Here is a 24,689-nt window from a genome sequence, read left to right on the forward strand (position 1 = left end):
GACGACGAGCGGCTCGGGCGCGCGGACCGATCCGGCGTCCGCGCGTGGCGGCCGGCCGGTCCCCGGCTCAGTAGATGCTCAGGCCGTATACCGAGAGCCACTCGGTTACCGGCTGGTAGTACGTGACGCCCCCCGAGGTGCAGTTGCCGCTGCCGCCGACGATGATGCCGAGGGCCGTGCCGCCGGAGAACGCCGGGCCGCCGGTGTCGCCGCCCTCTGAGCAGATGTTCGACCGGAACAGGCCGCTCACGATGCCGCCGCCGCCGAAGTTGACGGTGACGTTGACCGCCTGGACGGTTCCGCAGCGGTACCCCGTGGTCCGTCCGACGTGGCAGACCGCCTGCCCGACGACCGGGTTGGCCGCGGCGGTGATGTCGCGGGTGGCTCCGCCGCCCAGCGAGACCTCACCCGGGTAGGAGACCGCCGTGTTGGTGTACCGGACGGTCGCGTAGTCGTTGCCCGGGTAACTCACCCCCGTGGTCACCCCGACGACGGTGGTCAGGGCGGCGTCGGCGTACCAGGTGCTGCCGGCGCCCTGGGCGCAGCGGCCGGAGATCAGCGCGAACATCGTGGAGCCGGACCGGGCGTTGAAGCCCACGGTGCACCGGGTGGCGGCGCTGTAGAGCGTGTCCCCGCCGTGCACCACGGCGCTCGCCCGTGTTTCTCCCCGCTCCGCCGCCCGCGCGTCCGGGCCGCGGGCGGCGGACCAGCCGAGCAGCAGTACGAGGATGAGCGCGGCCCGCAGGGCGGTCCCGAAGGGGCTGGCGGTACGTGCAGGGTTCACGGTGGCCTCCTACAGCGTGTGCCCGCCATTGTGAGGCCCGCGGCCCCGGACGGTCAGACCGAAAGCCGCCAGTCACGGGATGCGGCCGACCTGTTCTCGACCGTGCACACCGCTCTCGCCGGACGACGGGCGGACCCTCGCCGGTCCGCCGGCGCCGGTACGCGACCACATGCGCGCGGCGCCGCCCCGCTCGGCCGCGCCGCGCCGCCGCAAGGGCGGGGCCTGATCACCCACTGAGTGCTGCCGTGTCCGGCAGCCGCGCGCCGCGTCGCCGCTGCCCCGCCCAGGGCCCCGCCGCCGTACCCCGCTGTCAGGCGACGGCTGCCGTGCCGGGGGCGGCCGGTGCGTCGGGGGCCGGGACCGGGGCGGGGCGCGGGCAGCCGGTGACCGGCAGGGTGCCGCCCTCGCGGGCCGCGTCCAGGAGGGTGAGCATGACCTCCAGTACGTGCGCGGCCAGTTCGGCGGACGCGCGGTGCGGTTCCCCGGCGGCCAGCGCGTCCGCCAGGTCGGCCAGTCCCGTGCCGCGTCCGGCGCCCGGGTACCCGGCGGACACCGGCAGCGGCTCCCACTCCCCCCGCTCCGCGGCGTACCGCTCGACCTGCCCGTCGAAACAGTTGGGGTCGGGGACGGACAGCGATCCCTCGGTGCCGTACACCTCGATCCTGGGCAGCCGGGAGGCGTGCACGTCGAAGCTCATCACCAGCGTGGACAGGGCGCCGCCCGCGTGCCGCAGGATGCCGGTGACGTGGGTGTCGACCTGGACGGGGAAGCGCTGCCCGGCGCGCGGGCCCGAGCCGATCACCCGCTCGGTGCGCGGCGCGGAGACCGCGCCGGTGACCGCGGTGACCGGGCCCAGCAGGTGGATCAGCGCGGACAGGTAGTACGGGCCCATGTCGAGCAGCGGCCCGCCGCCCGGCCGGTAGTAGAACTCCGGGTCGGGGTGCCAGACTTCGTGTCCGGGGACGGTCATGAACGCCGTCGCGGCCACGGGGGTGCCGATCAGTCCGTCGTCGACGGCCCGGCGGGCGGTCTGGACGCCGGTGCCGAGCACGGTGTCCGGCGCGCAGCCGACGCGGACACCGGCCGCGTCCGCCGCGGCCAGAACGGCACGGGCCTCTTCCCGGGTGGCGGCCAGCGGCTTCTCGCCGTAGACGTGCTTGCCCGCGGCGATCGCGGCCAGCGCGACCTCGGCGTGCGCGGCCGGCACGGTCAGGTTGAGCACGGCGTCGACGTCGTCGCACGCGAGGAGGGCGGGCAGATCGCGCGCCACCGTGGCACCGGTGCCCGCCGCCGCCCGCGCGGCCCGCGCCGGGTCGAGATCGGTCACCGCGGTCAGCCGCAGGTTCGGCGACCTGGCCAGGGTGGCGAGGTACTGGCCGCTGATGTGGCCGGCTCCCACCATGCCGACCCGCAGTGCGCTCACCGGCTCGCCCACAGCAGTCCCCGCTCGGTCAGCGTGCGCACCTCGGGGACGTCGAAGTCGTCGGCCTTGTGGCCGATGGCCGAGACGAAGACGCGTCCCGCGCCGTGCCGGCGGGTCCACACCGCGGGCATGACGACGGGCGTGTCGTGGTCCGTGTCCGTGTCCGCGTCCGTGTCCGCGCCGAAGGTGGTGGTGGCGAGGACGTCGATGGCCGGGTCGGTCGCGACCCAGTACTGCTCGGTGTGCACCCGGAAGTCGCCGAGCCCGCGCAGGACCGGGTGGTCGGACCGCTCGGGGACCGGGTTCACCTCGTGGTCGACGAATCCGGGCGGGTGCATGAGGAACTGACCGCCGGTCAGCAGGAAGTAGTCCAGGTCGCCGCGGAACGCGTCGATGATGCCGCCGTGCCAGCCGGCGAAGCCGGTACCGGCCCGCACGGCCGCCGACAGGCCGCGGCTCTGCCCGGCGGTGATCTCCCCCATGCTCCAGCACTGCACCACCAGGTCGGTGGCGGCGAGCCGTTCGGCGTCCTCGTAGACCGCGAGATCGTCCGCGGTGTCGACCGCGTAACCGTGGTCCTTGAGGAACGGCAGGAAGAGGTCGGTGATGGTGACGGGGTCGTGGCCCTCCCAGCCGCCACGGACCACCAGCGCACGGCGGTCGGGTATGTCGGTCACGGGTGTCGCACGCTCCCATCGCTGCCGGGCCGGCTTCACCTGACCCGTCGGCCGACCGTCGGACGAAGTGCTCGCGACGCTAACCAGCCCCCGAGGACAGCGTCAAGACCACGGCCGCCGCCGAGGGCCGGGGGTGCCTCGGGCGGCGGGTGCCTGATCCCGGTCCGGCCCTGGAGGACTGGTCGCCGTGGGTATACGTTCCTCCCGCGACGTGCGCCGGGCCGGCCGGTTCGGGGTGCTGGACCGGGGAGTGCTCAGCGAGGTCTCGCCGAGGACTCCGGTGGCGGCCGCCCCCGTGCCCGACTCGCCGTGAACCCGGTACTGCGGCAGAGCGCCCGCTGCCTCGGCGTCGGCACCGGCGGCCTCGTCAACATGCTCGACCCGGCCGTCGCCGTGCCGTCGCGCAGGCGCGGAGTCTCAGAGTCCGGACAGTTGGCACATCCGTGCTGGCCTCGGGCTTTACACAGGGGTAACACTGAGGACCGGCCGTTTCCGGGCGACGACCCGGGACGGCCCGTCCTGCGCGCGGCAACGGCGCCGAGCGCTCAGCACCGGTCTCGTACCGGTGGCAGCCGTGTGAGGAAGGGCCCCTGTGACGACCCGAGACGACAGCAAGACCCGGCTCGACGCCCTGCGCGTCGAGATCGAGCGGCGCAACCCGGCCCAGCCGGAGTTCCACCAGGCCGTGCACGAGGTGCTGGACACGCTCGCCCCGGTGCTGGCGGCGCGGCCCGAGTACGCCGAGCCGGGCCTCATCGAGCGGCTGTGCGAGCCGGAACGCCAGGTCATCTTCCGGGTGCCCTGGCAGGACGACCAGGGCCGTGTGCACGTCAACCGGGGTTTCCGGGTGGAGTTCAACAGCGCCCTCGGCCCGTACAAGGGCGGCCTGCGCTTCCACCCGTCCGTCAACCTCGGGATCGTCAAGTTCCTCGGCTTCGAGCAGATATTCAAGAACGCGCTGACCGGCCTCGGCATCGGCGGCGGCAAGGGCGGCAGCGACTTCGACCCGCACGGCCGCAGCGACGCGGAGGTCATGCGGTTCTGCCAGTCGTTCATGACGGAGCTGTACCGGCACATCGGCGAGCACACCGACGTCCCGGCCGGCGACATCGGCGTCGGCGGACGCGAGATCGGCTACCTGTTCGGGCAGTACCGGCGGATCACCAACCGCTGGGAGGCCGGGGTCCTCACCGGCAAGGGCACGGGCTGGGGCGGCTCGGCGATCCGGCCCGAGGCCACCGGTTACGGCAGCGTGCTGTTCGCGGCGGCGATGCTGCGCGAGCGCGGCGAGGACCTGGAGGGGCAGACGGCGGTCGTCTCCGGCTCCGGCAACGTCGCCATCTACACCGTCGAGAAGCTGCTCGCCCTCGGCGCCAACCCGCTGACCTGCTCGGACTCCAGCGGGTACGTCGTCGACGACAAGGGCATCGACGTAGAACTGCTCAAGCAGGTCAAGGAGGTGGAACGCGGGCGGATCAGCACCTACGCCGAGCGGCGCGGGGCCTCCGCCCGCTTCGTGCCGGACGGACGGGTCTGGGAGGTGCCCGCGGACATCGCGCTGCCGTCCGCCACCCAGAACGAGCTGGACGCGGACGCCGCGGCGATGCTCGTGCGCAACGGCGTGAAGGCGGTCGCCGAGGGCGCGAACATGCCCACCACCCCCGAGGCGGTGCACCTCTTCCAGCGCGCGGGCGTCGCCTTCGGCCCCGGCAAGGCCGCCAACGCGGGCGGGGTCGCGGTGAGCGCCCTGGAGATGGCGCAGAACCACGCGCGTACGGCCTGGTCGCCGGCCCGGGTGGAGGAGGAGCTGACCCGCATCATGAACGACATCCACGCCACCTGCCACGAGACCGCCCAGCGCTACGGCGCCCCGGGCGACTACGTCACCGGCGCCAACATCGCCGGCTTCGAACGGGTCGCGGACGCGATGCTCGCCCAGGGCGTCATCTGACGCGGACGGCCGGCGCGGACGGCGAGAGCGGACGGCGGGAGCGGTGTTCCGGTGACGGTCGCCCGCGAGGCGTCCGGAGCGGGTCCCGCGCGACGGCCCCTGCGTGCGACCGCTCCCGATGGGCGGGGCGCGCGGCGGTCCGCGTCCCGGAGCCGTGCGCGTCGGGACGGCCACCGGGACGCCGCCCGCAGTGGTCAGCCCACAGTGGTCAGCCCGGGGCGGGAGCCGGTGCCGGGACCGGTGAGGGACCGGCCGTCCGCGCGCCCGGGGACGTACCGGGCCCGGAGGCGGCGGACGGCAGCCGGTAGGTGGTGCAGACGGCGGGCAGCCGTACCCCGGCGAGGCGGAGCTGGGTGACCCGGCTGTGGAAGGCCGCCGCACGCAGCAGGTGCCCGGCGACGTCGGCGGCGTGCCGGTGCTCCGGCGCGGCCAGCGCGCTGCCCGCCGTCCAGGCGTTGAAGGCGCCCAGGGCGGGGCCGCACCAGACCTGCCAGTCGCCCCGGCGCGCGGTGTCGCCTTCGGTGGCCCAGCGGGAGGCCATGCCCAGGTACCAGCGGAAGACCATCGCCATCCGGTACTTGGGGTCGCCCGTGGCGCGGTCCAGCCACTCCGGTCGGTGCTCCCGCAGATAGGCGGCGGTGTCCCGCCACACCTCCGCCACGGGACGGCGCAGGATGCGCCCCTCCAGGTACGCGCGTTCGGCGTCCGGCAGGGACTCCAGCCCCGCGTGGTCGCGGTAGAGCCGGTACAGCCGTCCGGCCCGCCCCGCGAACATCGTGCCGCGGCCGAGTACCTGGACAGTGACGCCCTGTTCGAACATGTCAGCGGCCGGGGCCATGGTGCAGTCGGCCGGACCGGCCTCGGCCAGGAGCCGCTTGACGGCCGCCGAGGTCCCGGACTCGGTGAGGGCCTGGTTGACCGATCCGGTGACCACGTAGGAGGCGCCGAGGGCCAGGGCCGCCACCACGGCCTCCGGGGTGCCGATCCCGCCCGCGGCGCCGACCCGGACCCGCGCGGCGGCCGGCACCTCGCGGGCCAGGCGGTCGCGGAGGCGGAGCACCATCGGCAGCATCACCACCAGCGGCCTGCGGTCGGTGTGGCCGCCGGAGTCGGCCTCGACGGTGATGTCGTCGGCCATCGCGACGGTACGGGCGAGGGCCGCCTGCTCGCCCGTGACCTGTCCTCGCGCCAGCAGGTCCGCCACCATGGCCTCGGGGGCGGGCCGCAGGAACAGCTCCGCGGTCTCCGGACGGGACACCTTGGCGACGACCCGGTGACCGGCCCGTACCCCGCCGGACGCGAAGCCGGGGGCGAGACCGGCCACGCGGTAGCGCACCAGGTCCGGGGTGAGCCGCACGAAGGCCGACGCCTCCACGCACCGCACCTGGTGCCGCAGGCACGCGTCGACGCAGGCACGTTCCGCGGCCGGGTCCGTGGGGTGGTGCAGGAGGTTGCAGGCGTACGGCGCCTCGGACGGACCCAGCGCGCCCCGCAACCGCTCCAGTGCGCGGTCGATCCGGGCGGGGGGCAGTCCCGCGGCGCCGAAGGAGGCCAGGTGTCCGGCCCGGCCGTAGGCGGTGACCAGTTCCTCGCCGGCGATCCCGCCGGCCATGGCCCCCGCCATATGGGCGTACCGCGCCCCGTGGTGCCGCCGGAAGTCCCCGGAACCGATCTCCTCCGGGGACAGCGGTCCCACGGCGGCCAGCGGACGCAGTCCGCCGCCGGGCGCGGGCGGCTCCGGCATGGCGCCGACCCGGCCGCCGCCGGAGACGATGTAGCAAGGGCTCGCGAGGTCGGCCAGCACCTCGTACACGCCCTGCGGGTCGTAGCGCACCGCCGCCGCGGTCATCCGGGCACCTCCTGCGCCTCGTGGTCTCCGGGTTCCCAACCGGTGATGTCGACGGCCATGTTGCGCACCCGGTAGATCCGCAGGTCGTCGCGCCACACGCTGCCGTCGGCGTGCAGTCGCACACCGGTGGCGTGCCGGTGGACGCGGCGGAGGTGGACCTCGCCGCGTACCCGCTCGTGCTCGCGCAGGATCTGCCCGCGGTAGGACCAGCTCAGCTCCTCCCCCACGGACAGGGCGCACCGGGGACGGGCCAGGTGGTCCGTCAGCCCGGTGTGCAGGGCGAAGGCGTGCACGGCCTGGAAGAGCATCTGCACCCCGGCCGATCCGGGCATGACCGGGTCCTGGAAGAAGTGGTGGTCGAAGAACCAGTCGTCCGGCCGCACCGGCTTGTCGCACAGCACGTACCCCGCGCCGTGCTCCCCGCCGCCGGGGACCAGCACCACGTCCTCCAGCAGGGCCAGCCGGCCCCGGCCGAGCCGGGCGTCGCCCCGCAGGTCGACCCGGCGCACCGAGCCCGCCGCCGGGCCGTGCGCCTCCAGCCAGGGCGGCACGCTCCGGCCGTCGTCCAGGCCCCGCTGACGCTCCATCATCTCCGCGGTGAAGACGCCGTGGACGGCCTCGCCGGTGCAGAAGGAGGTGCCGCCGGAACGCAGGTCCCAGCCGCAGCGGTGCAGCGCCCCGCCGGGCAGTCGGGTACGGGATCGCAGCGTCACCCGCTGCTCGACGGTGGTGGCGGGCAGCGCCGTCTCCCGCAGCAGCCGCAACCGGCCGTCCAGGTTGCGGCAGTACAGGTCCTGACCGGCGTACTCACCGGCCCCGCCGAGCAGCACGCTGAACACCCCGACCGGTTGCAGGGCGACCTCCATGAGGGCCAAGGGCGGCAGCACCTCGCCGGACTCACGCAGGTACCACGGGTCCGGGGGAACGTCGTATTCGAACACGCCCAGGCTGCTGCCGGGCCGGTACTCCTGCCGCGCGTCCCCGCCGTACCTCCCCCGGTCGACCATTCTCATGTCTCCGCGCGGCAGCCGGGGACGGACCCGGGCGGTGCCCAGCTCGGGGAACAGTCCCGGCCGGCCCTCCGCAGTGTGCGCGGCGTGCAGCTCGTGCAGGAAGACCGGAGCACCGCCGGGGGCGCGACGGCAGCTCGGGACGTCCGGCCGGGCGGACAGGTCCGTGTCCCGGCTCTCCCGCAGCACCATGCCGCTGTCGCGCACCCGGGCCACCGTGCGTCCCCGCGCCCGGAAGGAGCAGTCGGCGACGAGGAAGGGCCGGTCGACCATGCCGGTGGCGGTGATCTCTGCGTCGACGCACAGCTCGCCGCCCGGCACCACGCCCTCGCCCACCTCCACCAGCAGGGGCACTGCGGACACGGGCACGGCCCGCGCGCCCGGCAGGCACAGGTGCAGACCGAGGTACAGCGCGTAGGCCCGGAGCACCTCCAGCGCCGCGGCGACGAGGTGGCCCCAGAGGGGTCCGGGGTCGTCGTCCGGCAGCCGGAGTACGGCCCGCAGGCTGCCCTGGCCGTAGGCACCGCCACGAGGGTCGATACCGGTGACGCCCTTCAGGAGCCGGAAGGACTCCTTCGCCGGCCGGGCGTCGGGCGGGAGGTGACTCTGGTCGTAGTCCGGGCCGAGCGCCGCCGCGATGTCGCCGGCCGCGAAGGCGGTCAGGTCCGTCTCGGTGAGCCGGTCCACGGACGTACGGGCCAGCGGCCGGGGGTCGGCCGGGAAGCGGGGGACGGGGCGGCGCGGCCACTCGGCCGTGTGCGGTACGACGGTGGCGGCGGGGCGGACGCCGTCCCGGACCTGCCATCCCTCGTCCTGCCGTACCGCTCGCAGCGTCACCGCGCCCTCAGGCGCCACTTCGTGGAAGGTGACGGCGAGGCGGCCGGGACCGGGGGCGGCACCGGCGTCGCGGACGGCACGGGCCACCGCCGCCGGCAGCCCGCCCCTGCCGTCGGCGGACTCGGCCGCGGGTACGGAAGCCGGGGTGCGACCGGGCCGTACGACACGGGCGAACTGCCAGACCGCGATGGCCTGATGGGCCGTCAGCACCGCGGCGTGGGCCCGCTGCACCTGGGCGGCGAGCCGGAGCGCCGGTGCCCCGGGGGCGGCGGGTGCGACGCGTCCGGCCGCGGGCCCGGAGGCGACGGGCGCCGGTCCGGGGGCGGCGAGTGGCGGCACCGGCGTGCCGGGCGCCGCCTCCGGGGCGACGGGCGGCGGCTCCGCGATGAACGGCGTGCCCTCGAAGGCGAGTTCGTCCACGGCCGCCTCCCTCAGTTCCGGCCCGCGGTCGCGGCGCGGCCGACCGGCGGGGCGATGCTGTCGGTGATCGCGCCGGGGGCGACCCACAGCACCCGCGTCCGGTGCCACCGCTGCAGAGCCCGGCCGTCGGCGGCGCACGCGGTCAGGGTGCACTCCGAGAAGAACGGTGAGCGGTTGTCGTCGTCGTGCACCTCGACGCTCACCGCGAAGGGCTCGTCGTCGGGCAGGGGTGCGAACAGTTCCAGGCGTTCGACGGAGACCGGCAGGGGGACGTCCTCGGTGTCGTCCGTACCGCGGACCATAGCCAGGAGCGCGGCCTGCAACAGCAGGTCGGACAGTGCCGGGCTGTACAGCAGGCCCGCGTACGCCCCCTCGGCGAACGGCGGGTCGGGCATCCGGGCCGCGATCACGAACCGGTCGGGTTCCGCCACGAGCACGTCGCGCAGGCCCCGTAGGGTGGGTCCGTGGAACAGCCTGCCGTCGGCATAGCCGGGATGCGGGTCCCCGTCGGCCGTGCACTCGGGGATGTCCAGCCTCTCCGGCTCGCCGGGCCGTTCGGCGATCCGGAAGGAACCCTCGAAGCGCAGCCTTGCCCGTTCGGTGGTGTCGTGGACGGTCACCCGGACGTCGGCGGGGTCGTCCTCGGGGACCATGCGGAGCCGGAAGCCCTCCTCGTGGCCGTCGGGGAAGGTCAGGCCGTGGGTGATCCGCATGTCGCGGCACTCGACGACGGGGCGGCGACCGCCGTGGGCGCGTTCGACGGCGTGCAGGGCCCAGCCCACGGCGGCGGTCATGGGCAGCAACGGAACACCGCCGTAGGAGTGGTCGCGCAGGAGAGGTTCGGCGGCGATGCCGCGCAGCGACCGATGGGCGGTGCGGCCGCCCGCGGGCAGGTGCTCCTGGCGGTGGTGCAGGGGCGAGGTGGGGCCGATGACGGTGACGGTGCCCGTGGGGGCGCCGGCGGTCGTCGCGGTGAGGAAGTGGGCGCAGCCGTCCTCCCGGCTGAGGATGGGCACGCCGATCTCCGTGAACATCTCAATGACCCGGTCGGCCATGCCACCGGCCCAGGGGCCCCAGGCCAGCGGCAGGGCCCGGCAGCGCGGGTGGGCCGCCTGGAAGGCGCAGGCGAAGCGGTTGAGGCTCTCGTTGGCCAGTGCGTAGTCGGCCTGCCGGACGTTGCCCCAGATGCCGGTGACGGAGGAGAACACGATCAGGTGACGCAGCCGGTCGGTGTCCAGGGCGCCGAGGACCGAGTGGAGGCCGGCGAGTTTGGTGTCGATCACCGGGGCGACGGACTCGGCGGTGACTTCCGCCAGCGACCGGTCGCTCAGGACGCCCGCACCGTGCACCACGCCGGTGATCCGTGCGGCGTACGGGGCGAGCGCGGCGGACACGGCCCGCGGGTCCCGTACGTCCGCGGACACGTAGGCGGCCTCCACGCCGTGGGCGCGCAGCGCGTCGAGGTAGGAGCGGATGCCGCGCTGGGCCAGGAGCCGTCGGACATCGTCCTCCAGCTTGTCGCGGACCGCGTCCCGGTCCGGGTCCTCGCCCGACTGCCGAGCCCGCTCGGCGAGGGCGGCGCGCAGATGTTCCGCTTCGGTGAGCCCGTCGGCCCACTCCGGTTCGGACTCCAGCGGGGTGCGGCCCAACAGCAGATAGCCGCAGCGGTGTTCGGCCGCCAGTGCCTGGACGCACCAGGCGGTGATGCCCCTGGCGCCACCGGTGACGAGCAGCAGGTCGTCGTCGGTGAACTCCACGGCCCGGTCCGGTTCCGCCGGGCGCGGCGGAGGGTCGGCGGAGACGACCGGGGTACGGCGTCCCCGCGCGTCGACGCCGATCTCCCGGACGTCGGTGGCGAGGTCGCCCAGTTCGGCGGCGAAAGCCTCGCCGGCGTCCTCGTCGGGCAGGTCGGGCGCGAGGTCGACCGCGCGGCAGAACACCGGCGTCGCCTCGATGGCGAAGGTCTTCACGAGGCCGCCCAGGCCGCCGGCGAGCGCGGCGAGGGGGTCGCCGCCGGACCCGGCATAGCCGAGGGCGCCGTCCAGTCGGGTCACCGTCACCAGCGCGGTACGGGTGCCGTCCGCCGCGGCGGCCTCCAGCAGGGGGCGGGTGTGCTTGGCCACCAGGACCGCGTGCCGCAGTCGGTCGAGCATGGTGTCGGCGTCGGTGTCCGCGGTACGGCTGACCGGCAGCACGCACAGGTCCAGCCGTGCGGCCCCGTCCAGCGCCTCCTCCATGGCCGAGGCCAGCGCTGGTTCCCCCCAGTCGGCCGGCCGGGCGGCGGTACCGGTCCCTTCGCCGGGCCGGCCGGTGCCGGGCAGCGTCAGCCGGCACACCTCCCAGCCCCGTGCGACGAGCGTGTTCCGGAGGATGCCCGGCAGGTCACCGCCGTCGTCGAGCAGCAGGGCGCGGGGCCGGGGGGCGAAGGCGTCGACGCACACGTCGGCGGGCGGCAGGTCCCGGAGGGTGACGAAGACCCGTCCGGTCCCCGGGGCATGGGTGCCCAGGACCAGCCGGGGCCGGCGGGCGAGGATCTCGTGCAGCATCTCCTCCAGTCGCCCGACGGTCCCGGCCTCGCTGAGGCGGTACATCTCGGTACGGCCGATCACGGGGTAGCGGCGCCACATCTCCGCGCCGATCTCGACCAGCTTCAGCGAGTCGATGCCCAGGTCCTCCTGGAGGTACATGTCCGGCTCGATCATGTCGGTGTCGTAGCCGGTCTTCTCGGCGACCACGCGGCGGAACGCCTCCTCCAGTTCGGCCGGGTCCACCGTGCCGGCGTCCATGGTGGCTTCCCCGGTCAGCCCCTCTCCGCTCTGCTCTGCGGCCCACAACTGGGCGAGCGCGGAACGGGGGGAGCCCGCCCGTGGCTCGGGGACGGAGCCCGGCTCGGGGGTGGCCGTCCGGTCCCCGGGGGCTTCCTGCCGGGGGACCAGCGGGACCGGTGGCTGTTCCTGGTCCTGCCTCTGTCCCTGGCCCGTCCCGGTCGCGGTCGTGGGCGCGGCGTCCGCGTCCCCTCCGGTGGGCGGCCGTCCGTCGTGGGCGAGCCGCAGCATGGCGGCGACGGCCTCGCCGGCCTTGGCGTGGCTCTCCCCCAGCGCGACGCTGTGGTCGGTGACGGTGCTGATGGCCGCCGCCAGGGTGTCGTCGAGCGGGCGCTGAGCGAGGAGTCCGGTCAGCCGCTCCGCGGTGCGCGTCTGGCTGTCGAGGTAGCGGGTGTGGGCGGCGAGGTGGTCGGCGGCGGCCCGGGTGAGCGGGTCGGTCTCGGGTACGGCCGCCGGCGCCACCGGCACCTCCGCCCGGTGAGCGTGGCGGTCCTGTTCCTCCTCCGCCTTCGCCTGCGCGAGCTGCCGTTCGTAATCCTGCCGCAGCGGCACCGTCGCGAAGTTCGGGCCGTCCAGCACCCTGGCCATCTTCGAGGGGGCGGGACGCTCGGCCGTGCGGGGCCGGGCGTACCGGTCGAAGCCGGTCAGGGGCAGTCCGAGCACGGCCAGCTTCAGGGCGGCCTGGTGGAGCGCCGCGCAACCGTCGGCGCGGGCACCGGCGTCACAGGCGATCGTCTCCACGCCCCGGTCGCCCAGGGTCCTGCGCACCAGTCCGGTCAGGGTCTGCCCGGGACCGCATTCGACGAAGATCCGGATGCCGTCCTCGTACATCTCCTCCAGCCGGGCCGCGAAGTCCACCGGTTCCCGGAGCTGTTCGGCCAGCGTGCGCCGGTCGGCCTGCGCACCGCGGCCGTAGCGGGCGCCCGCGGTGCCCGGGTAGACCGGGACGCGGGGTTCGGCGAAGTCCGTCGCGGAGCAGGCTTCGGCGAAGGCTTCGACGGCGTGCCGCACGTGCGCGGTGTGGAAGGCGGCGGCGACCGGCAGCAGGTGCGCCGGGACGCCCTCGGCGGCGCGGCGGCCGGTGAAGTCCCGGACGGCGGCGGTCGGTCCGCCGACGGTGTGCTCGTCGGGCGCGTTGCGGTTGCACACCACCAGCTCCGGGTGGTCGGCCAGTGCCCGCGCCAGGTCCTCGGCGGGCATCCGTACCGCGGCCATCGCCCCGGCGTCCTGTCCCGCGGGGGGTTCCATGGCCAGTCCCCGGGCCCGTGCCAGGGCGGTGAACGCCTCGTCGGTCAGGGCGCCGGCCGCCCACAGGGCGGTCAGTTCGCCGAAGCTGTGCCCGAGGAAGCCGTCGGGGGCGAGACCGAGTTCGCGCAGCCACCGGTACTGTCCCATCGACAGCGCGCCGATCGCCGACTGCGCGTAGGCGGTGCGGCGCAGGCGCGCCTCCAGTGCCCCGGGTTCCGCGGTGCCCGGCGCCGGGAAGACGGTGCGGGCGAGGCTGTCCGTCGGCGGGAACAGCGCGTTGGCCTCGTCGAAGGCCCTGCGTACCGGCGGCAGGGCGAGGGCGGCGGGCCGGCCCATGTCGACGTACTGGCTGCCCTGCCCGGGGAAGAGCACGGCGGTCCTGATGCCGGTGGGCAGGGCGGCGGAGCGGAAGTGGACGCCGCGGGGGTGGCTCCACTCGTCCCGGCCGGGTTCGGCGCGGAGCCGGTCCGCGGCGAGGGCGAGCAGGTCGGCGTATTCCGCCGGGTCCGTGGCGACGAAGCCGATGCGGGGGTGGTCGGCCGGCGGGGGTTCCCGCCGCGGGGCGTCTCCCCGCTCCAGGGCGTCAAGCAGGGCGGAGGCGTCCGGGGCGTGCCAGAGGTGGACGCGGGGGGTGTCGTGCAGGGGGCGATCGGGTTCGCCGCGCGTGCCGTCGCCGGTGCCGGTGTACTCCTCCAGGACGGCGTGGTAGTTCACCCCGCCGAAGCCGAACGCGGAGACCCCGGCCCGCCGTACGGTCCTGGCGGGGTCCCGGACCCAGGGGCGGGCGACGGTGTTGACGTACAGGGCCCCGTCCTCGCGGGCCGCCCGCGGATTGGGGGTGCGCACGTTGATGGTGGGCGGCAGCACCTTGTGGTGGAGGGCGAGTACCGCCTTGATCAGCCCGGCGGCTCCGGCCGCCGCCTTGGCGTGGCCGATCTGGGACTTCACGCTGCCGATCGCGGTGTGGTGCCGGTCGTCGGAGCCGGCCAGCAGTTCGTCGAGGGCGGTCAGTTCGACCTCGTCGCCCGCGCGGGTGCCGGTGCCGTGCGCCTCGATCAGCTCGACCGACCGCGGCGGGCAGTCCGCGTCCTCGTAGGCCCGGCGGAGCGCGGTGAGCTGGCCCGTGCCGCAGGGGGCGTAGATGCTCTGGCCCCGGCCGTCGCTGGAGCCGCCGAGGCCGCGCAGGACGGCGTAGATGTGGTCGCCGTCGCGTTCGGCGTCGGCGAGCCGTTTGAGGGCGAGCATGCCGACGCCCTCGCCGAGGAGTGTGCCGTCGGCCTCGGCGTCGAAGGGCCGTGCCCGGCCGCTGAGGGAGAGGGCGGGTGTCTTGCTGAAGCAGAGGAACGTCACGATCGAGTTGTCCGCGTCGCAGCCTCCGGTGAGCATGAGGTCCGCCCGGTGGCCGACCAGTTCGTCGACCGCGGAACGCAGGGCGGCGAGAGAACTGGCGCAGGCCGCGTCCACGGTGTGGTTGGCGGCCCGCAGGTCCAGCCGGTTGGCGACCCGGCCGGAGACGACGTTGCCGAGGATGCCGGGGAAGGAGTCCTCCGTCCACCCCGGCAGGGCGGCCAGCAGCGTCCGCACCACGCGGCGGGCCTCCTCCTCGGGAAAGCCCAGGCGGGTCATCGTCTCGGTGATCTGCGGGGCGAGCAGCCGGGTGGCGAGCGGGATCAGGGTGGAGTTGGTGCCGCACACCCCGAGCACGACGCCCGTGCGGGCCGGGTCGTACCACTGCTCGCGGCCGCGGCCCGCGTCCAGCAGGGTCTCCTTCGCCACGACCAGGCTCAGCAACTGCACCAGGCCCGTGGAGTCCAGGGTGTTGGGCGGCACGCCGAACTCGCGGGGGTCGAAGATCTCGGGGGTGAGGAACCCGCCGTGCCGGCAGTAGGTCTTGTCCTCGGCGAACGGGTCCGGGTCGTAGTGCTGCTCGGTCTTCCACCAGCTCTCCGGCACGATGTCCGAGCAGTCGCGTCCTTTGACGATGTTGTCCCAGTACTCCTGGACGTCGCCGGCCTTGGGGAATCTGCCGGCCATGCCGATGACGGCGATCGGTTCGCGGGCCAGCCGCCGGTCGGTCGGCACAGGACGGGATGCGTGCGTGGGCGAAGGCACAGACACCTCTTCGGTTCGTAGGGGCGCATGACGGGCGGGGGTGCGGCAGGCGTGCGTGCTGCCCGGACCGGGCGTCGCTACGGTGTCCCCCGCTTCGGCGAGCCCGGCTTGCCTCGGCCGTGCGGCGGCGCCGTCGCCGTGCCCGGTGACCGCCGGGACGCACCGGTGTGCGGGCGGGCGGAAGAGGTCTGGACGACGTCCGCCTCCAAGCGGACGTACGAGGTAACGAACACCGCGCCACCGTAGCGAGGAGCCGGCCGGGCCGTACCTGGGTCGGCGGCACCGTCACTGTAAAGAGTGATGGTCACGGCTTTCCCGACCGTGCGGCACCGGGCCCCCGCCGACCTGGAAGCGCAGGCCGTGGGACACACCGGCGGCCTGCCGTGCCGCCGTCTCCGGCCGGACACCCACGTACCGACCCCCGACACGGCACGGCACCCGCCACAGCCGACGCGTGTCGGTGTCGCGGGTGCCGTGGAACGGCCGGCTCAGGGCTTGAGGAGGGCCTTGATGGCGCGCCGTTCGTCCATGGCCCGGTAGGCGTCGGCCACCCGTTCGAGCGGCAGGGTGAGGCCGAAGACCTTGCCGGGGTCGATGCGACAGTTCGGCGCCGTCCACCGCCACGCCGTGAGGGACGCCGACGAAGCCGACGTTGCCGCCGGGCCGCGTGGAGCGCAGCGCCTGCCGCATGGACTGCTCGGTGCCCGTGATTCCGCACCGCCTGGCCGAGCGCAACGTGCGTCTGCACCACGACCGCCGTCCGACACCGCGGACCGAGCGGAGGTCAGCGGGAAAGGAGCAGGTACAGAATGGCGGTCGCTGTCGCGCTGATGAGCAGGGAACCCAGACAGCCGATGCGATTGCTGAAGAAGAACATGAAACCCGTCTACCCCGAAGATCGCCGTGCTCACGGACGTGCGGGTCGAAGCGGAAGGGCCCCTGTCGCTCACGGAGCGCAGGGACCCTTCGCTACGAACGCTGTAGGTGCTCAGCGGGTTTCGTCATAGGGGTCGCGGCTGCCGGACTTGGCCAGACCCCGGCTGATCATGTAGCCGACGGTGAGGACCACGATGTAAAGCCACGCCTTGTCGGCCCGGAAGTAGTCGGCGTGGCCTTCGTCGTCTCCCACGACCATGGAGGCGATCAGCACCGCGACGACCGCGGCGACGTAGGCGAAGAACTCGGTGGTCTTGAAGGCAGCCTTCGTCTCGGTGGAGAGACGGCGCGTCCGGGGGGCGACCGTGTCAGTGCCCGCGTGGTGGCCCGCGTTGCCGACCGGATTCACAGCACTCATGAGGAAGCCCTTTCGGTAGGAGATCCCAAGATCGGGATCTCAGGCCCCACGGGTGCCCGGCTGAGCGCGCCTAAACAGCGCATCAGGACATGACCTCGACAATCTTCGGACCCGCCCGGCCGGCGATCGCCGGTGAACGGGGAGCGGGCACCGGTCAGTTCCTGCGTCGGGGCGGGTCCAGGGCCGCCGCGGCGGTCGCGGCGCGGAACCTGCTGGGGCTCAGGCCCTTGTGGCGTTTGAACGCGGCGCTGAAGCCGAACGCGTCGGCGTATCCGACGGACTTGGCGATCAGGCCGATGCCGAGGTCGGTGTCGGCCAGCAGCGCCGCGGCCTCGTCCAGGCGGCACTCGGTGAGATAGGCCAGGGGCGGACGGCCCATCAACTGGGTGAAGCGCTTGGCGAACAGCGCCCGGGAGACGCCGGACCGGGCGGCCAGGGAGGCCACCGTCCACGCCTCGGCGGGCCGGTCGTGGAAGGACTGCAGGGCGGGGCCGAGGACCGGGTCGGCGAGGCCCCGGTACCAGGCGGGCGCGTCGGCGCCCGCCCGGTCGAACCAGGTGCGCAGCGTGCACACCAGGGCCCAGTCGAGGAGCCGGTCCATCAGCGCCTGCGAACCGGCCGAGCGGTCCGCGGCGTCGGCGGCGGCCGTCTCCAGCCAGGCACAGACCTCGGCGTCCTCCTCGACCACCAGGACGGGCGGCAGGACCTTCAGGAGTCGCTCGTGGCGGTGGCCCGAGGCGCGGTAGGCGCCCACGATCAGCGCGGTCGTGTCCTTGTCGTCGGCGCCCCACCGGATGCCGCCCAGTTCCTCGGCGGAGCATTCCCCGGGCGCGGCGAAGCAGGCGATCTCGTACGCGGCGTGCGGGCCGTGCACGGTGGCGGGACGGTCCGCGAGGTGGAACGGCTCGGGGCCGCGCACGATGGCGGTGTCGCCCGCGCCGACCGCTCGTTCGATGCCGCCGGGCAGCAGCAGGGTGCCGCCGCCGCGCAGCACGCTGATCATGGTGAGCGGCGCGGCGTCGGCGAAGCGGATGGTCCAGGGCACCGTCAGCACGGCGTGGCTGACCACCGACCCCTCGGCCCGGATGCCGCTCAGCAGCGAACTCAGAGGGTCCATGGCAGCCACCGTAGACGATGGCCTATGTTTTGGAGCGTTTCCCCCATGGATCATCCATGCCGCCCTGGTTGTACTGGAGTCATCGCACCGACCGAGACCCAGCCGGGAGCCACTGTGCCGCAGCAGGAAAGCCAGACCAAGACAGCCCTCGTCGTCGTCGCCCATCACCGCACCGATTCCCTCACCGCGCACACGGCCCGCCGGGCCGCCGCCCGGCTCGAAGCCGCCGGCTACCGCGTCGACCTGCTCGACCTGCACGCCGAGGGGTTCGACCCGCGGATGACGGTGGCGGACCAGCCGGACTGGGGCGACCGGGACAAGCGGTACTCGGACGAGGCGCACGCCCACATGCGGCGCCTGCTCGCCGCCGATGTCGTCGTCGCCGTCTTCCCGGTGTTCTGGCAGAACGTGCCCGCCGTCCTCAAGGGCTGGATCGACCGCGTATGGAACTACGGGTTCGCCTACGGCCGCAGCAAGCCCCGACTGGCCGGCAAGCGCATCCTGTGGCTGGGCCTGGCCGGCGCCACCGCCGACGATCCCGTCATCGAGGGGATGAAGGCCGTCCTGGAGGCCAATCTGAGCGAGGGCATCGCCTATTACTGCGGTTTCTCCCACTCCGCCGTCGGCCTGCTCACCGACGCCGAGGAGCGCCCGCAGCGCGTCGACGCCGAGGGCAACCTCCTGGTCGGCGAAGCGGTCGCGGGTGCCGAGCGAGAGGCGCAGTACGCGGCCTTCGACGAACGCGCCCGGGAGTACCTGGAGAAGTTCCTCGCCGAGGAACCCGCGGCGGCCTGACCGCCGGCGCCGCGCGGCACGGCACGGCGCGGCACGGCGCGGCACGGCGCCGAGCCCCGGTGCGGCCGGGCCGCCTGTCGTCACACGGCGTCGTCCGGCAGTCCGGGCGACCGGGCGATCTCCTGTTCGGCGGCCTCGACGATGGCCAGCACGGCGGCCGCCGCGGCCTCGGGATCGCGGGCCTCGACGGCCCGTACGACGGCGCGGTGACCCGGCAGCGACGCCTCCACCGCGCCGGGGGTCCGGGTGCTGACCTGGAAGCTGTGTTCCAGCGCGATGTCGACGGCGCGGCCGAGGGAGCCGAGCAGACGGTTGCCGCTGGCGTCGAGCAGGGCCCGGTGGAAGGCGATGTCGGCCTCGACGTAGCCGCGGCGGCCGGGTTGCGCCGCCGCGGTCTCCATGGCCGCCAGGGCGGCGTACAGGACGCGTACGTCGTCGGGGCCGGCCCGGCCGGCGGCGAGCCGGGCCGCCTCCGGCTCGACGATCCGGCGCAGCTCACCGGTGTCGCGCAGCAGGGCCGCGGCGTCCCCGGCCTGCTGCCACCGCAGCACGTCACGGTCGAGGTGGTTCCACTGCCCGGGGGGCAGCACGCGCGTGCCGGTGCGCGGGCGGACGCGCAGCATCCCCTTGGCCACCAGCGCCTTGACCGCCTCCCGCACCACTCCCCTGCTGACGCCGATCTCGGCCGCGAGCGCGTCCTCCACCGGCAGCGCGTCCCCCGGCCCCCACGCGCCGCCGGTGATGCGCCGCCCGAGTTCGTCGACCACGCGCTGGTGCATGGTCAGGAAGTGCACCACGATCTCTGCCCGCCCCCTGGACGCCATTCATCGAATCATTTAATGATTGCGTCACAGGGTACGGCCCCCGGGTCCGCACCCGACAGCGCCCCATCGCGGAGCGGACGACGCCGGAGCCACGGGAGTGCCACATGACCGACGGTCAGCAGACCAGCCGCCGCAGCCAGGCGTGGTTCGGCGCGCGGGGCCGCGGCGGGATGGTGTACCGCTCCTGGATGCGCAGCCAGGGGTTCGGGCACGAGGTGTTCGACGGGCGTCCCGTCATCGGCATCGCCACCAGCGCCTCCGAACTCGCCCCGTGCAACGCGCATCTGACCCGCGTCGCCGAAGCCGTCAAGCGCGGGGTGTGGCAGGCCGGCGGCTTCCCGTTGCAGTTCCCCACCATGGCCACCGGCGAGACCCTGATGCGCCCCACCGCGATGCTGTACCGCAACCTGATGGCGATGGAGGTCGAGGAGCTGATCCGGGCCAATCCGCTCGACGGCGTCGTGCTGCTGTCCGGCTGCGACAAGACGACTCCCGCCATGCTCATGGGCGCCGCCAGCGTCGACCTGCCCGCCGTCATGGTCACCGGCGGGCCGATGCTCAACGGCAAGTACCGGGGCCAGGACGTGGGGTCCGGCACCCATGTGTGGAAGTTCGAGGAGGACCTGAAGACCGGCCGGATGACCGAGGAGGAGTGCTTCTTCGCCGAAGGCTGCATGGCCCGTTCCCACGGGCACTGCATGACCATGGGCACCGCCTCCACGATGGCCTGCCTGGCCGAGGCGCTCGGCATGCAGTTGCCGGGCTCGGCGGCCTGGCCCGCGGTCGACGCCCGGCGGATGGAGACCGCGCAGGCGGCGGGGCAGCGCGTCGTACGGATGGTGGAGGAGGAGCTGCGCCCCTCGCTGATCCTGACCCGGGAGGCGTTCGAGAACGCCGTCCGGGTCAACGCGGCCATCGGCGGCTCCACCAACGCCGTCATCCATCTGACCGCCATCGCCGGACGCGTCGGCGTCGACCTGGACCTGCGGGACTTCGACGAGCTGGTCCGCGCGGTGCCGACCCTGGTCGACCTGATGCCCAGCGGCAGATATCTGATGGAGGACTTCTGCTACGCGGGCGGACTGCCCGCCGTCCTGGCCGAGTTGCTCGGCGGCGGGCTGCTGCACGGCGAGCAGATCACGGTCACCGGACGCACGGTCGCCGAGAACACCGAGGGCGCCGAACGTGTCGGCTCCGACGTCATCACCGGCCTCGACGCGCCCTTCCAGCCGGCCGGCACCGGTATCGCCGTCCTGCGCGGCAACCTGTGCCCCGACGGCGCCGTGATCAAGCAGTCCGCCGCGTCCCCGCACCTGCTCACCCACCGCGGCCCCGCGCGGGTCTTCGACTCCCCCGAGGCGTACCACGAGGTGGCCGACGACCCGGACCTCGACATCGACGAGAACACCGTCGTCGTCATCCGCAACGCCGGGCCCAAGGGCTACCCCGGGATGCCCGAGGTCTCCAACGTGCCGCTGCCCGCCAAGCTGCTCAAGGCCGGCGTCACGGACATGGTCCGGATCTGCGACGGCCGGATGAGCGGCACCGGGTACGGGACCGTGGTGCTGCACGTGGCGCCCGAGGCCGCCGTCGGCGGGCCGCTCGCCCTGGTGCGCGACGGCGACCCGGTCGTCCTCGACGTCCCCCGCCGCACCCTGCGCCTGGACGTGGACGACGCCGAACTCGCCCGGCGCCGGCAGGCGTGGCAGGCACCCGCCGAGCAGTACACCGGCGGCTACACCTGGCTCTACACCCAGCACGTGGAACAGGCCGACCGGGGCGCCGACTTCGGTTTCCTGCGCGGCGGCCGGGGCCACGAGGTCCCCCGCGACTCCCACTGAGCCCGCCCCGGGCGCCCGCGCCCCCGCCTTCAGGAGAGCATCGACCGTGGAACCGGCAGCAGCGCGCCCCCGCCCGATCCTCACCCCCGGCACCGTCCTGCCCGAGGACGCCGACCGGGCCGCCCTCGTCGCCCGCGTCCACGACCCGGAAGCGGACGGGCCGTGCGTGGCCGCGATCCGCGGCGAGCACGTCGTCGACCTGACCTCTGTGGCACCCACCGTCTCCGACCTTCTGGAACGCGACGACGCGGCGGCGGTCGTCCGCGAGGCCGCCGGCGGAGCCACCTGGCGCCTGGACGAACTGCTCCAGGCACCGCCCGGCCGCCCCGACCTGCCGCATCTGCTCGCCCCGATCGACCTCCAAGTGATCAAGGCCGCGGGCGTCACCTTCGCCCGCAGCCTGCTGGAACGCGTCATCGAGGAGCGCACGGGCGGCGATCCGGCGCAGGCGGCGCGGGTGCGGGCCCGCGTCGGCCAGGTGGTGGGCGGCGCGCTCGACGGCGTCCGCCCCGGGTCGCCGGAAGCGGAGCGGGCCAAGGAACTGCTCGTCGCCGAGGGGCTGTGGTCGCCGTATCTGGAGGTCGGCATCGGGCCGGACCCGGAGGTGTTCACCAAGGCGCCGGTGCTGTCCGCGGTCGGCACCGGCGCCGACATCGGGGTGCTCGGCGCCTCGGTGTGGAACAACCCCGAGCCCGAGGCCGTCCTCGTGGTGGACTCGCGCGGCCGGGTGCGCGGGGCGACGCTCGGCAACGACGTCAACCTCCGCGACATCGAGGGCCGCAGCGCCCTGCTGCTGTCCCGGGCCAAGGACAACAACGCCTCCTGCGCGATCGGCCCGTTCGTCCGCCTGCTCGACGACGGCTTCGGCCTCGACGCCGTCCGCGCCCTCGACATCGGCCTGCGGGTCGACGGCCCGGACGGCTATGTGCTGCGCGGCAGCAGTTCGCTGCGCGAGATCAGCCGCGACGTACTGGACCTGGTGGCCGCCACACTCGGCCCGCACCACCAGTACCCGGACGGCTTCGTGCTGTTCACCGGGACGCTGTTCGCCCCCACCGAGGACCGGCACGCCCCCGGCGGCGGCTTCACCCACGAGTACGGCGACCTGGTGCGGATCTCCAGCCCGCGGCTGGGCGCCCTGGTCAACACCGTCGTGCCCAGCGAGCGGGCCGCGCCGTGGACGTTCGGCGTGCGGGAGCTGATGCGCGGCCTCGCCCGGCGCGGGGTGCTGTGAGCGTACGGCCGGCCGCCCCGGCGGGTACCGGGGCGGCCGGCGGCGAGTGACGTGTCCCGTTCACGTCCGGGTCAGGCCGGTTCCTGCGAGATGGCGGCGTGCAGGCGCCGGGTGTGGTCCACGGGGCGTTCGGGCCCGGTCAGCGTGACCCGCGCCGTCAGGCGGCAGTCCGCGCTGGAGGCGGCCAGCCGCACCTCCAGCTCGCCGGGTTCGACGACGCGCCGGCCGTCGCGTCCGGTGAAGGAAGCGACGTCGGCCGGGACCGTGACCCGCAGACGGCGCGCCTCGCCCGGCCGCAGGGCGACCCGGCAATAGCCGACGAGGCGCTGCACCGGCTGGACGACGGAGGCGACCGGGTCGTGCAGATAGAGCTGGACGACCTCGGTGCCGGAGCGCCCGCCGGTGTTGCGGACGGTGAGGCCGAGGGTGAACTCGCCGTCCGTCGGCGCCTCCTGGGCGTCCACGGTCAGGTCCGTCCAGTCGAACCGCGTATAGGTCAGGCCGTGCCCGAAGGCGAACGCGGGGGTCGGGTCGACGGCCGACACCCCGCCGGCGTGGGCGAGCCGTGCCCCGAGGTACGTGGCCGGCTGGCCGCCCGGCCCGCGCGGCACGCTGACCGGGAGCCGCCCGGAGGGGTCGGTACGGCCGCTGAGCACCCCGGCGATGGCGTGGGTGCCCTCCTCGCCGGGGAAGAAGGACTGCACGATCGCGGCGGACTCCCGCACCGCGCGGCCCAGGGCGTACGGCCGTCCCGCGATCAGCACGGTGACCACGGGTGTCTCCAGGTCCAGCAGGGCGTCGAGGAGCCGCTGCTGGGCACCGGGCAGCACCAGCGTCTCGACGTCGCAGCCCTCGCCGCTGGTGCCCCGCCCGAACAGCCCGGCCCGGTCGCCCAGCGCCACCACGGCGACGTCGGCCCCGGCTGCCACCCGGGCGGCCTCGGCGATGCCGGAGACGTCCCCGTCGTCGATTCCGGTGCCGCGGGCCACGGTGATCTCGGCGTCGGGGAACTCGGCGGCGAGCGTCTCGCGCAGCGTGGGCAGCTCGATGCCGAGGGGGGTGCCGGGGTGGCGGACGCCGATGTGCTGGGGGAAGGAGTAGCACCCCAGTACGGCGGTGGGCTCGTCGGCGTTGGGGCCGAGCAGGGCGATGCGGCGCGGCCTGCCGAGCGGCAGGGTGCCGTCGTTGCTCAGCAGCACCACCGCTTCCTCGGCGACCGTGCGGGCCAGCGCGCGGTTCGCCGGACCGTCCAGGTCGATCCGGCCGCGCAGGGTCTCCGGGTCGTCGTCCGGACCGGCCCCGTCGAGCCCGGCCGGCAGGGGGTTCCAGTCCGGGTCGAGCAGGCCGAGCGCCGCTTTCTGGGTGAGTGTCCGGCGCAGGGCGCGGTCGACCAGCGCCTCGGGGACGCGGCCGTCGGCCACGGCCTCGGCCAGGGGCGTGCCGTACGTCTTGACGTTGGGCAGCTCCACGTCGATGCCCGCGCGCAGCGCCGCGCCGGCGGCGCCGGCCCAGTCGGCCGCGATGCCGTGCAGGGTCTTCAGGAAGGCGATGGCGAAGTAGTCGGCGACGACCGTGCCGTCGAAGCCCCAGGTGTCGCGCAGCAGCCCGGTGAGGAGTTCCTCGTCGGCCGCCGAGGGCACGCCGTCGGTGTCGGTGTAGGCGTTCATCACCGACCTGGCGCCGCCTTCCCGGATCGCCATCTCGAAGGGCGGCAGCAGGACGTCGGCACGCTCGCGCGGGCCGACGGAGGCGGGCGCGAGGTTGCGGCCGGCGCGAGAGGCCGAGTAGCCGGCGAAGTGCTTGAGGGTGGCGACGATCCCGGCGGACTCCAGGCCCTGGACGTAGGCCGTCCCGATGGTGCCGACGAGGTACGGGTCCTCGCCGATGGTCTCCTCGACCCGGCCCCAGCGGGCGTCGCGCACCACGTCCAGGACGGGCGCGAGGCCCTGGTGGATGCCGACGGCCCGCATGTCGCCCCCGATGGCGGCGGCCATCCGGCGCACCGTGTCCGGGTCGAAGGTGGCTCCCCAGGACAGCGGGACGGGGTAGGCCGTCGCCGACCAGGCGGCGAAACCGGCCAGGCACTCGTCGTGCGCGAGGGCGGGGATGCCGAACCGGTTCGTGGCGGCGATACGGGCCTGGGTGCGGGCCAGGGAGAGCGCGCCCAGGGCGGGGTCGACGGGCACGGTGCCGAAGGGCCGGGTCAGTTGGCCGAGTCCGGTGGGCAGCAGCGCGTCGAGATCGACGGCCTCCTCCATGTCGTGCTGGTGCGGGGCCACCTCGCCGCCCTGGTCGGAGGCGCCCACCCAGACTCCGTACAACTGGGCGGTCTTCTCCTGGAGGGTCATCGCGGCGATCAGGGCGTCGACCCTCTCGGCGACGGGAAGGGCGGGGTCGTTCCAGAGGGGTATCGCGGGGGTGCTCTCTACAGCCACGTCGGCGTTCACT

The 24,689-nt window shown here is 74.4% G+C and carries 15 protein-coding genes and 1 pseudogene; 5 read left to right on the top strand and 11 right to left on the bottom strand.

Annotated elements, in window-relative coordinates; translation table 11 throughout:
* Positions 1 to 67 precede the first annotated feature (67 nt).
* The 3 genes from ACFY32_RS25420 to ACFY32_RS25430 form a co-directional block, all read right to left on the bottom strand.
* Entirely contained in the window at positions 68 to 784 is a 717-nt protein-coding gene (locus ACFY32_RS25420; RefSeq protein ID WP_390675352.1) for a S1 family peptidase, read from the bottom strand.
* 310 nt (positions 785 to 1,094) lie between these two features.
* Positions 1,095 to 2,219 (bottom strand): Gfo/Idh/MocA family oxidoreductase, encoded by a 1,125-nt coding sequence (locus ACFY32_RS25425; RefSeq protein ID WP_359198038.1) that lies wholly within the window; start codon positions 2,217 to 2,219, stop codon positions 1,095 to 1,097.
* Entirely contained in the window at positions 2,204 to 2,884 is a 681-nt protein-coding gene (locus tag ACFY32_RS25430; RefSeq protein ID WP_359198035.1) for a ThuA domain-containing protein, read from the bottom strand. The genes ACFY32_RS25425 and ACFY32_RS25430 overlap by 16 nt, the downstream gene beginning before the upstream one ends.
* A gap of 187 nt (positions 2,885 to 3,071) precedes the next feature.
* Between ACFY32_RS25430 and ACFY32_RS25435 the strand changes: the two genes are divergently transcribed.
* Complete coding sequence (locus ACFY32_RS25435; RefSeq protein ID WP_390675353.1) at positions 3,072 to 3,197, top strand: hypothetical protein; 126 nt, start codon at positions 3,072 to 3,074, stop codon at positions 3,195 to 3,197.
* 279 nt (positions 3,198 to 3,476) lie between these two features.
* Positions 3,477 to 4,835 (top strand): NADP-specific glutamate dehydrogenase, encoded by a 1,359-nt coding sequence (gene gdhA / locus ACFY32_RS25440; RefSeq protein ID WP_359198032.1) that lies wholly within the window; start codon positions 3,477 to 3,479, stop codon positions 4,833 to 4,835.
* Positions 4,836 to 5,043: 208 nt separating this feature from the next.
* On the opposite strand, the gene ACFY32_RS25445 is transcribed toward gdhA, so the two are convergent.
* The 6 genes and pseudogenes from ACFY32_RS25445 to ACFY32_RS25470 all read right to left on the bottom strand — a co-directional run bounded on the left by ACFY32_RS25445 (position 5,044) and on the right by ACFY32_RS25470 (position 17,556).
* Complete coding sequence (locus ACFY32_RS25445; RefSeq protein WP_390675354.1) at positions 5,044 to 6,684, bottom strand: PfaD family polyunsaturated fatty acid/polyketide biosynthesis protein; 1,641 nt, start codon at positions 6,682 to 6,684, stop codon at positions 5,044 to 5,046.
* Positions 6,681 to 8,951, bottom strand: a complete 2,271-nt coding sequence (locus ACFY32_RS25450; protein WP_390675355.1) for a 3-hydroxyacyl-ACP dehydratase — start codon at positions 8,949 to 8,951, stop codon at positions 6,681 to 6,683. Before ACFY32_RS25450 ends, ACFY32_RS25445 begins: the two co-directional genes overlap by 4 nt.
* An 11-nt stretch (positions 8,952 to 8,962) precedes the next feature.
* Positions 8,963 to 15,106 (bottom strand): beta-ketoacyl synthase N-terminal-like domain-containing protein, encoded by a 6,144-nt coding sequence (locus ACFY32_RS25455; RefSeq protein WP_390675356.1) that lies wholly within the window; start codon positions 15,104 to 15,106, stop codon positions 8,963 to 8,965.
* A 518-nt stretch (positions 15,107 to 15,624) separates the two neighbouring features.
* Positions 15,625 to 15,841, bottom strand: a pseudogene (locus ACFY32_RS25460) (IMP dehydrogenase); the annotation flags it as partial.
* A 283-nt stretch (positions 15,842 to 16,124) separates the two neighbouring features.
* Positions 16,125 to 16,430 (bottom strand): hypothetical protein, encoded by a 306-nt coding sequence (locus tag ACFY32_RS25465; protein ID WP_359198021.1) that lies wholly within the window; start codon positions 16,428 to 16,430, stop codon positions 16,125 to 16,127.
* 154 nt (positions 16,431 to 16,584) lie between these two features.
* A complete protein-coding gene (locus ACFY32_RS25470) occupies positions 16,585 to 17,556 on the bottom strand; it encodes an AraC family transcriptional regulator (RefSeq protein ID WP_359198018.1) in 972 nt (323 codons plus the stop codon).
* 105 nt (positions 17,557 to 17,661) lie between these two features.
* Between ACFY32_RS25470 and ACFY32_RS25475 the strand changes: the two genes are divergently transcribed.
* Positions 17,662 to 18,342: an NAD(P)H oxidoreductase gene (locus tag ACFY32_RS25475; RefSeq protein ID WP_390675357.1), complete on the top strand. Its 681-nt coding sequence runs from the start codon at positions 17,662 to 17,664 to the stop codon at positions 18,340 to 18,342.
* Positions 18,343 to 18,422: 80 nt separating this feature from the next.
* On the opposite strand, the gene ACFY32_RS25480 is transcribed toward ACFY32_RS25475, so the two are convergent.
* The gene (locus ACFY32_RS25480) at positions 18,423 to 19,166 is read right to left on the bottom strand and encodes an FCD domain-containing protein (protein WP_359198012.1); all 744 of its coding nucleotides are present in this window, start codon (positions 19,164 to 19,166) and stop codon (positions 18,423 to 18,425) included.
* 104 nt (positions 19,167 to 19,270) lie between these two features.
* On the opposite strand from ACFY32_RS25480, the gene ACFY32_RS25485 reads away from it, so the two are divergent.
* Both ACFY32_RS25485 and ACFY32_RS25490 read left to right on the top strand, forming a co-directional pair.
* The gene (locus tag ACFY32_RS25485) at positions 19,271 to 21,007 is read left to right on the top strand and encodes an IlvD/Edd family dehydratase (protein ID WP_359198009.1); all 1,737 of its coding nucleotides are present in this window, start codon (positions 19,271 to 19,273) and stop codon (positions 21,005 to 21,007) included.
* A 46-nt stretch (positions 21,008 to 21,053) separates the two neighbouring features.
* On the top strand, positions 21,054 to 22,241 hold the full coding sequence (locus tag ACFY32_RS25490; protein ID WP_390675358.1) for a fumarylacetoacetate hydrolase family protein: 1,188 nt from the start codon (positions 21,054 to 21,056) through the stop codon (positions 22,239 to 22,241).
* Positions 22,242 to 22,312: 71 nt separating this feature from the next.
* Here ACFY32_RS25490 and ACFY32_RS25495 read toward each other — a convergent pair whose 3' ends face one another.
* Positions 22,313 to 24,688: a beta-glucosidase gene (locus tag ACFY32_RS25495; RefSeq protein ID WP_390675359.1), complete on the bottom strand. Its 2,376-nt coding sequence runs from the start codon at positions 24,686 to 24,688 to the stop codon at positions 22,313 to 22,315.
* Between the last annotated feature and the right edge of the window lies 1 nt (position 24,689).

The organism is Streptomyces sp. NPDC000134, assembly GCF_042899225.1.
Classification (GTDB): domain Bacteria; phylum Actinomycetota; class Actinomycetes; order Streptomycetales; family Streptomycetaceae; genus Streptomyces.

Bases quoted from the DNA above. Each gene is read 5' to 3' on its own strand.
- ACFY32_RS25445 (WP_390675354.1), bottom strand. From the start codon at position 6,684: ATGACCGCGGCGGCGGTGCGCTACGACCCGCAGGGCGTGTACGAGGTG.
- ACFY32_RS25465 (WP_359198021.1), bottom strand. From the start codon at position 16,430: ATGAGTGCTGTGAATCCGGTCGGCAACGCGGGCCACCACGCGGGCACT.
- ACFY32_RS25480 (WP_359198012.1), bottom strand. From the start codon at position 19,166: ATGGCGTCCAGGGGGCGGGCAGAGATCGTGGTGCACTTCCTGACCATG.
- ACFY32_RS25485 (WP_359198009.1), top strand. From the start codon at position 19,271: ATGACCGACGGTCAGCAGACCAGCCGCCGCAGCCAGGCGTGGTTCGGC.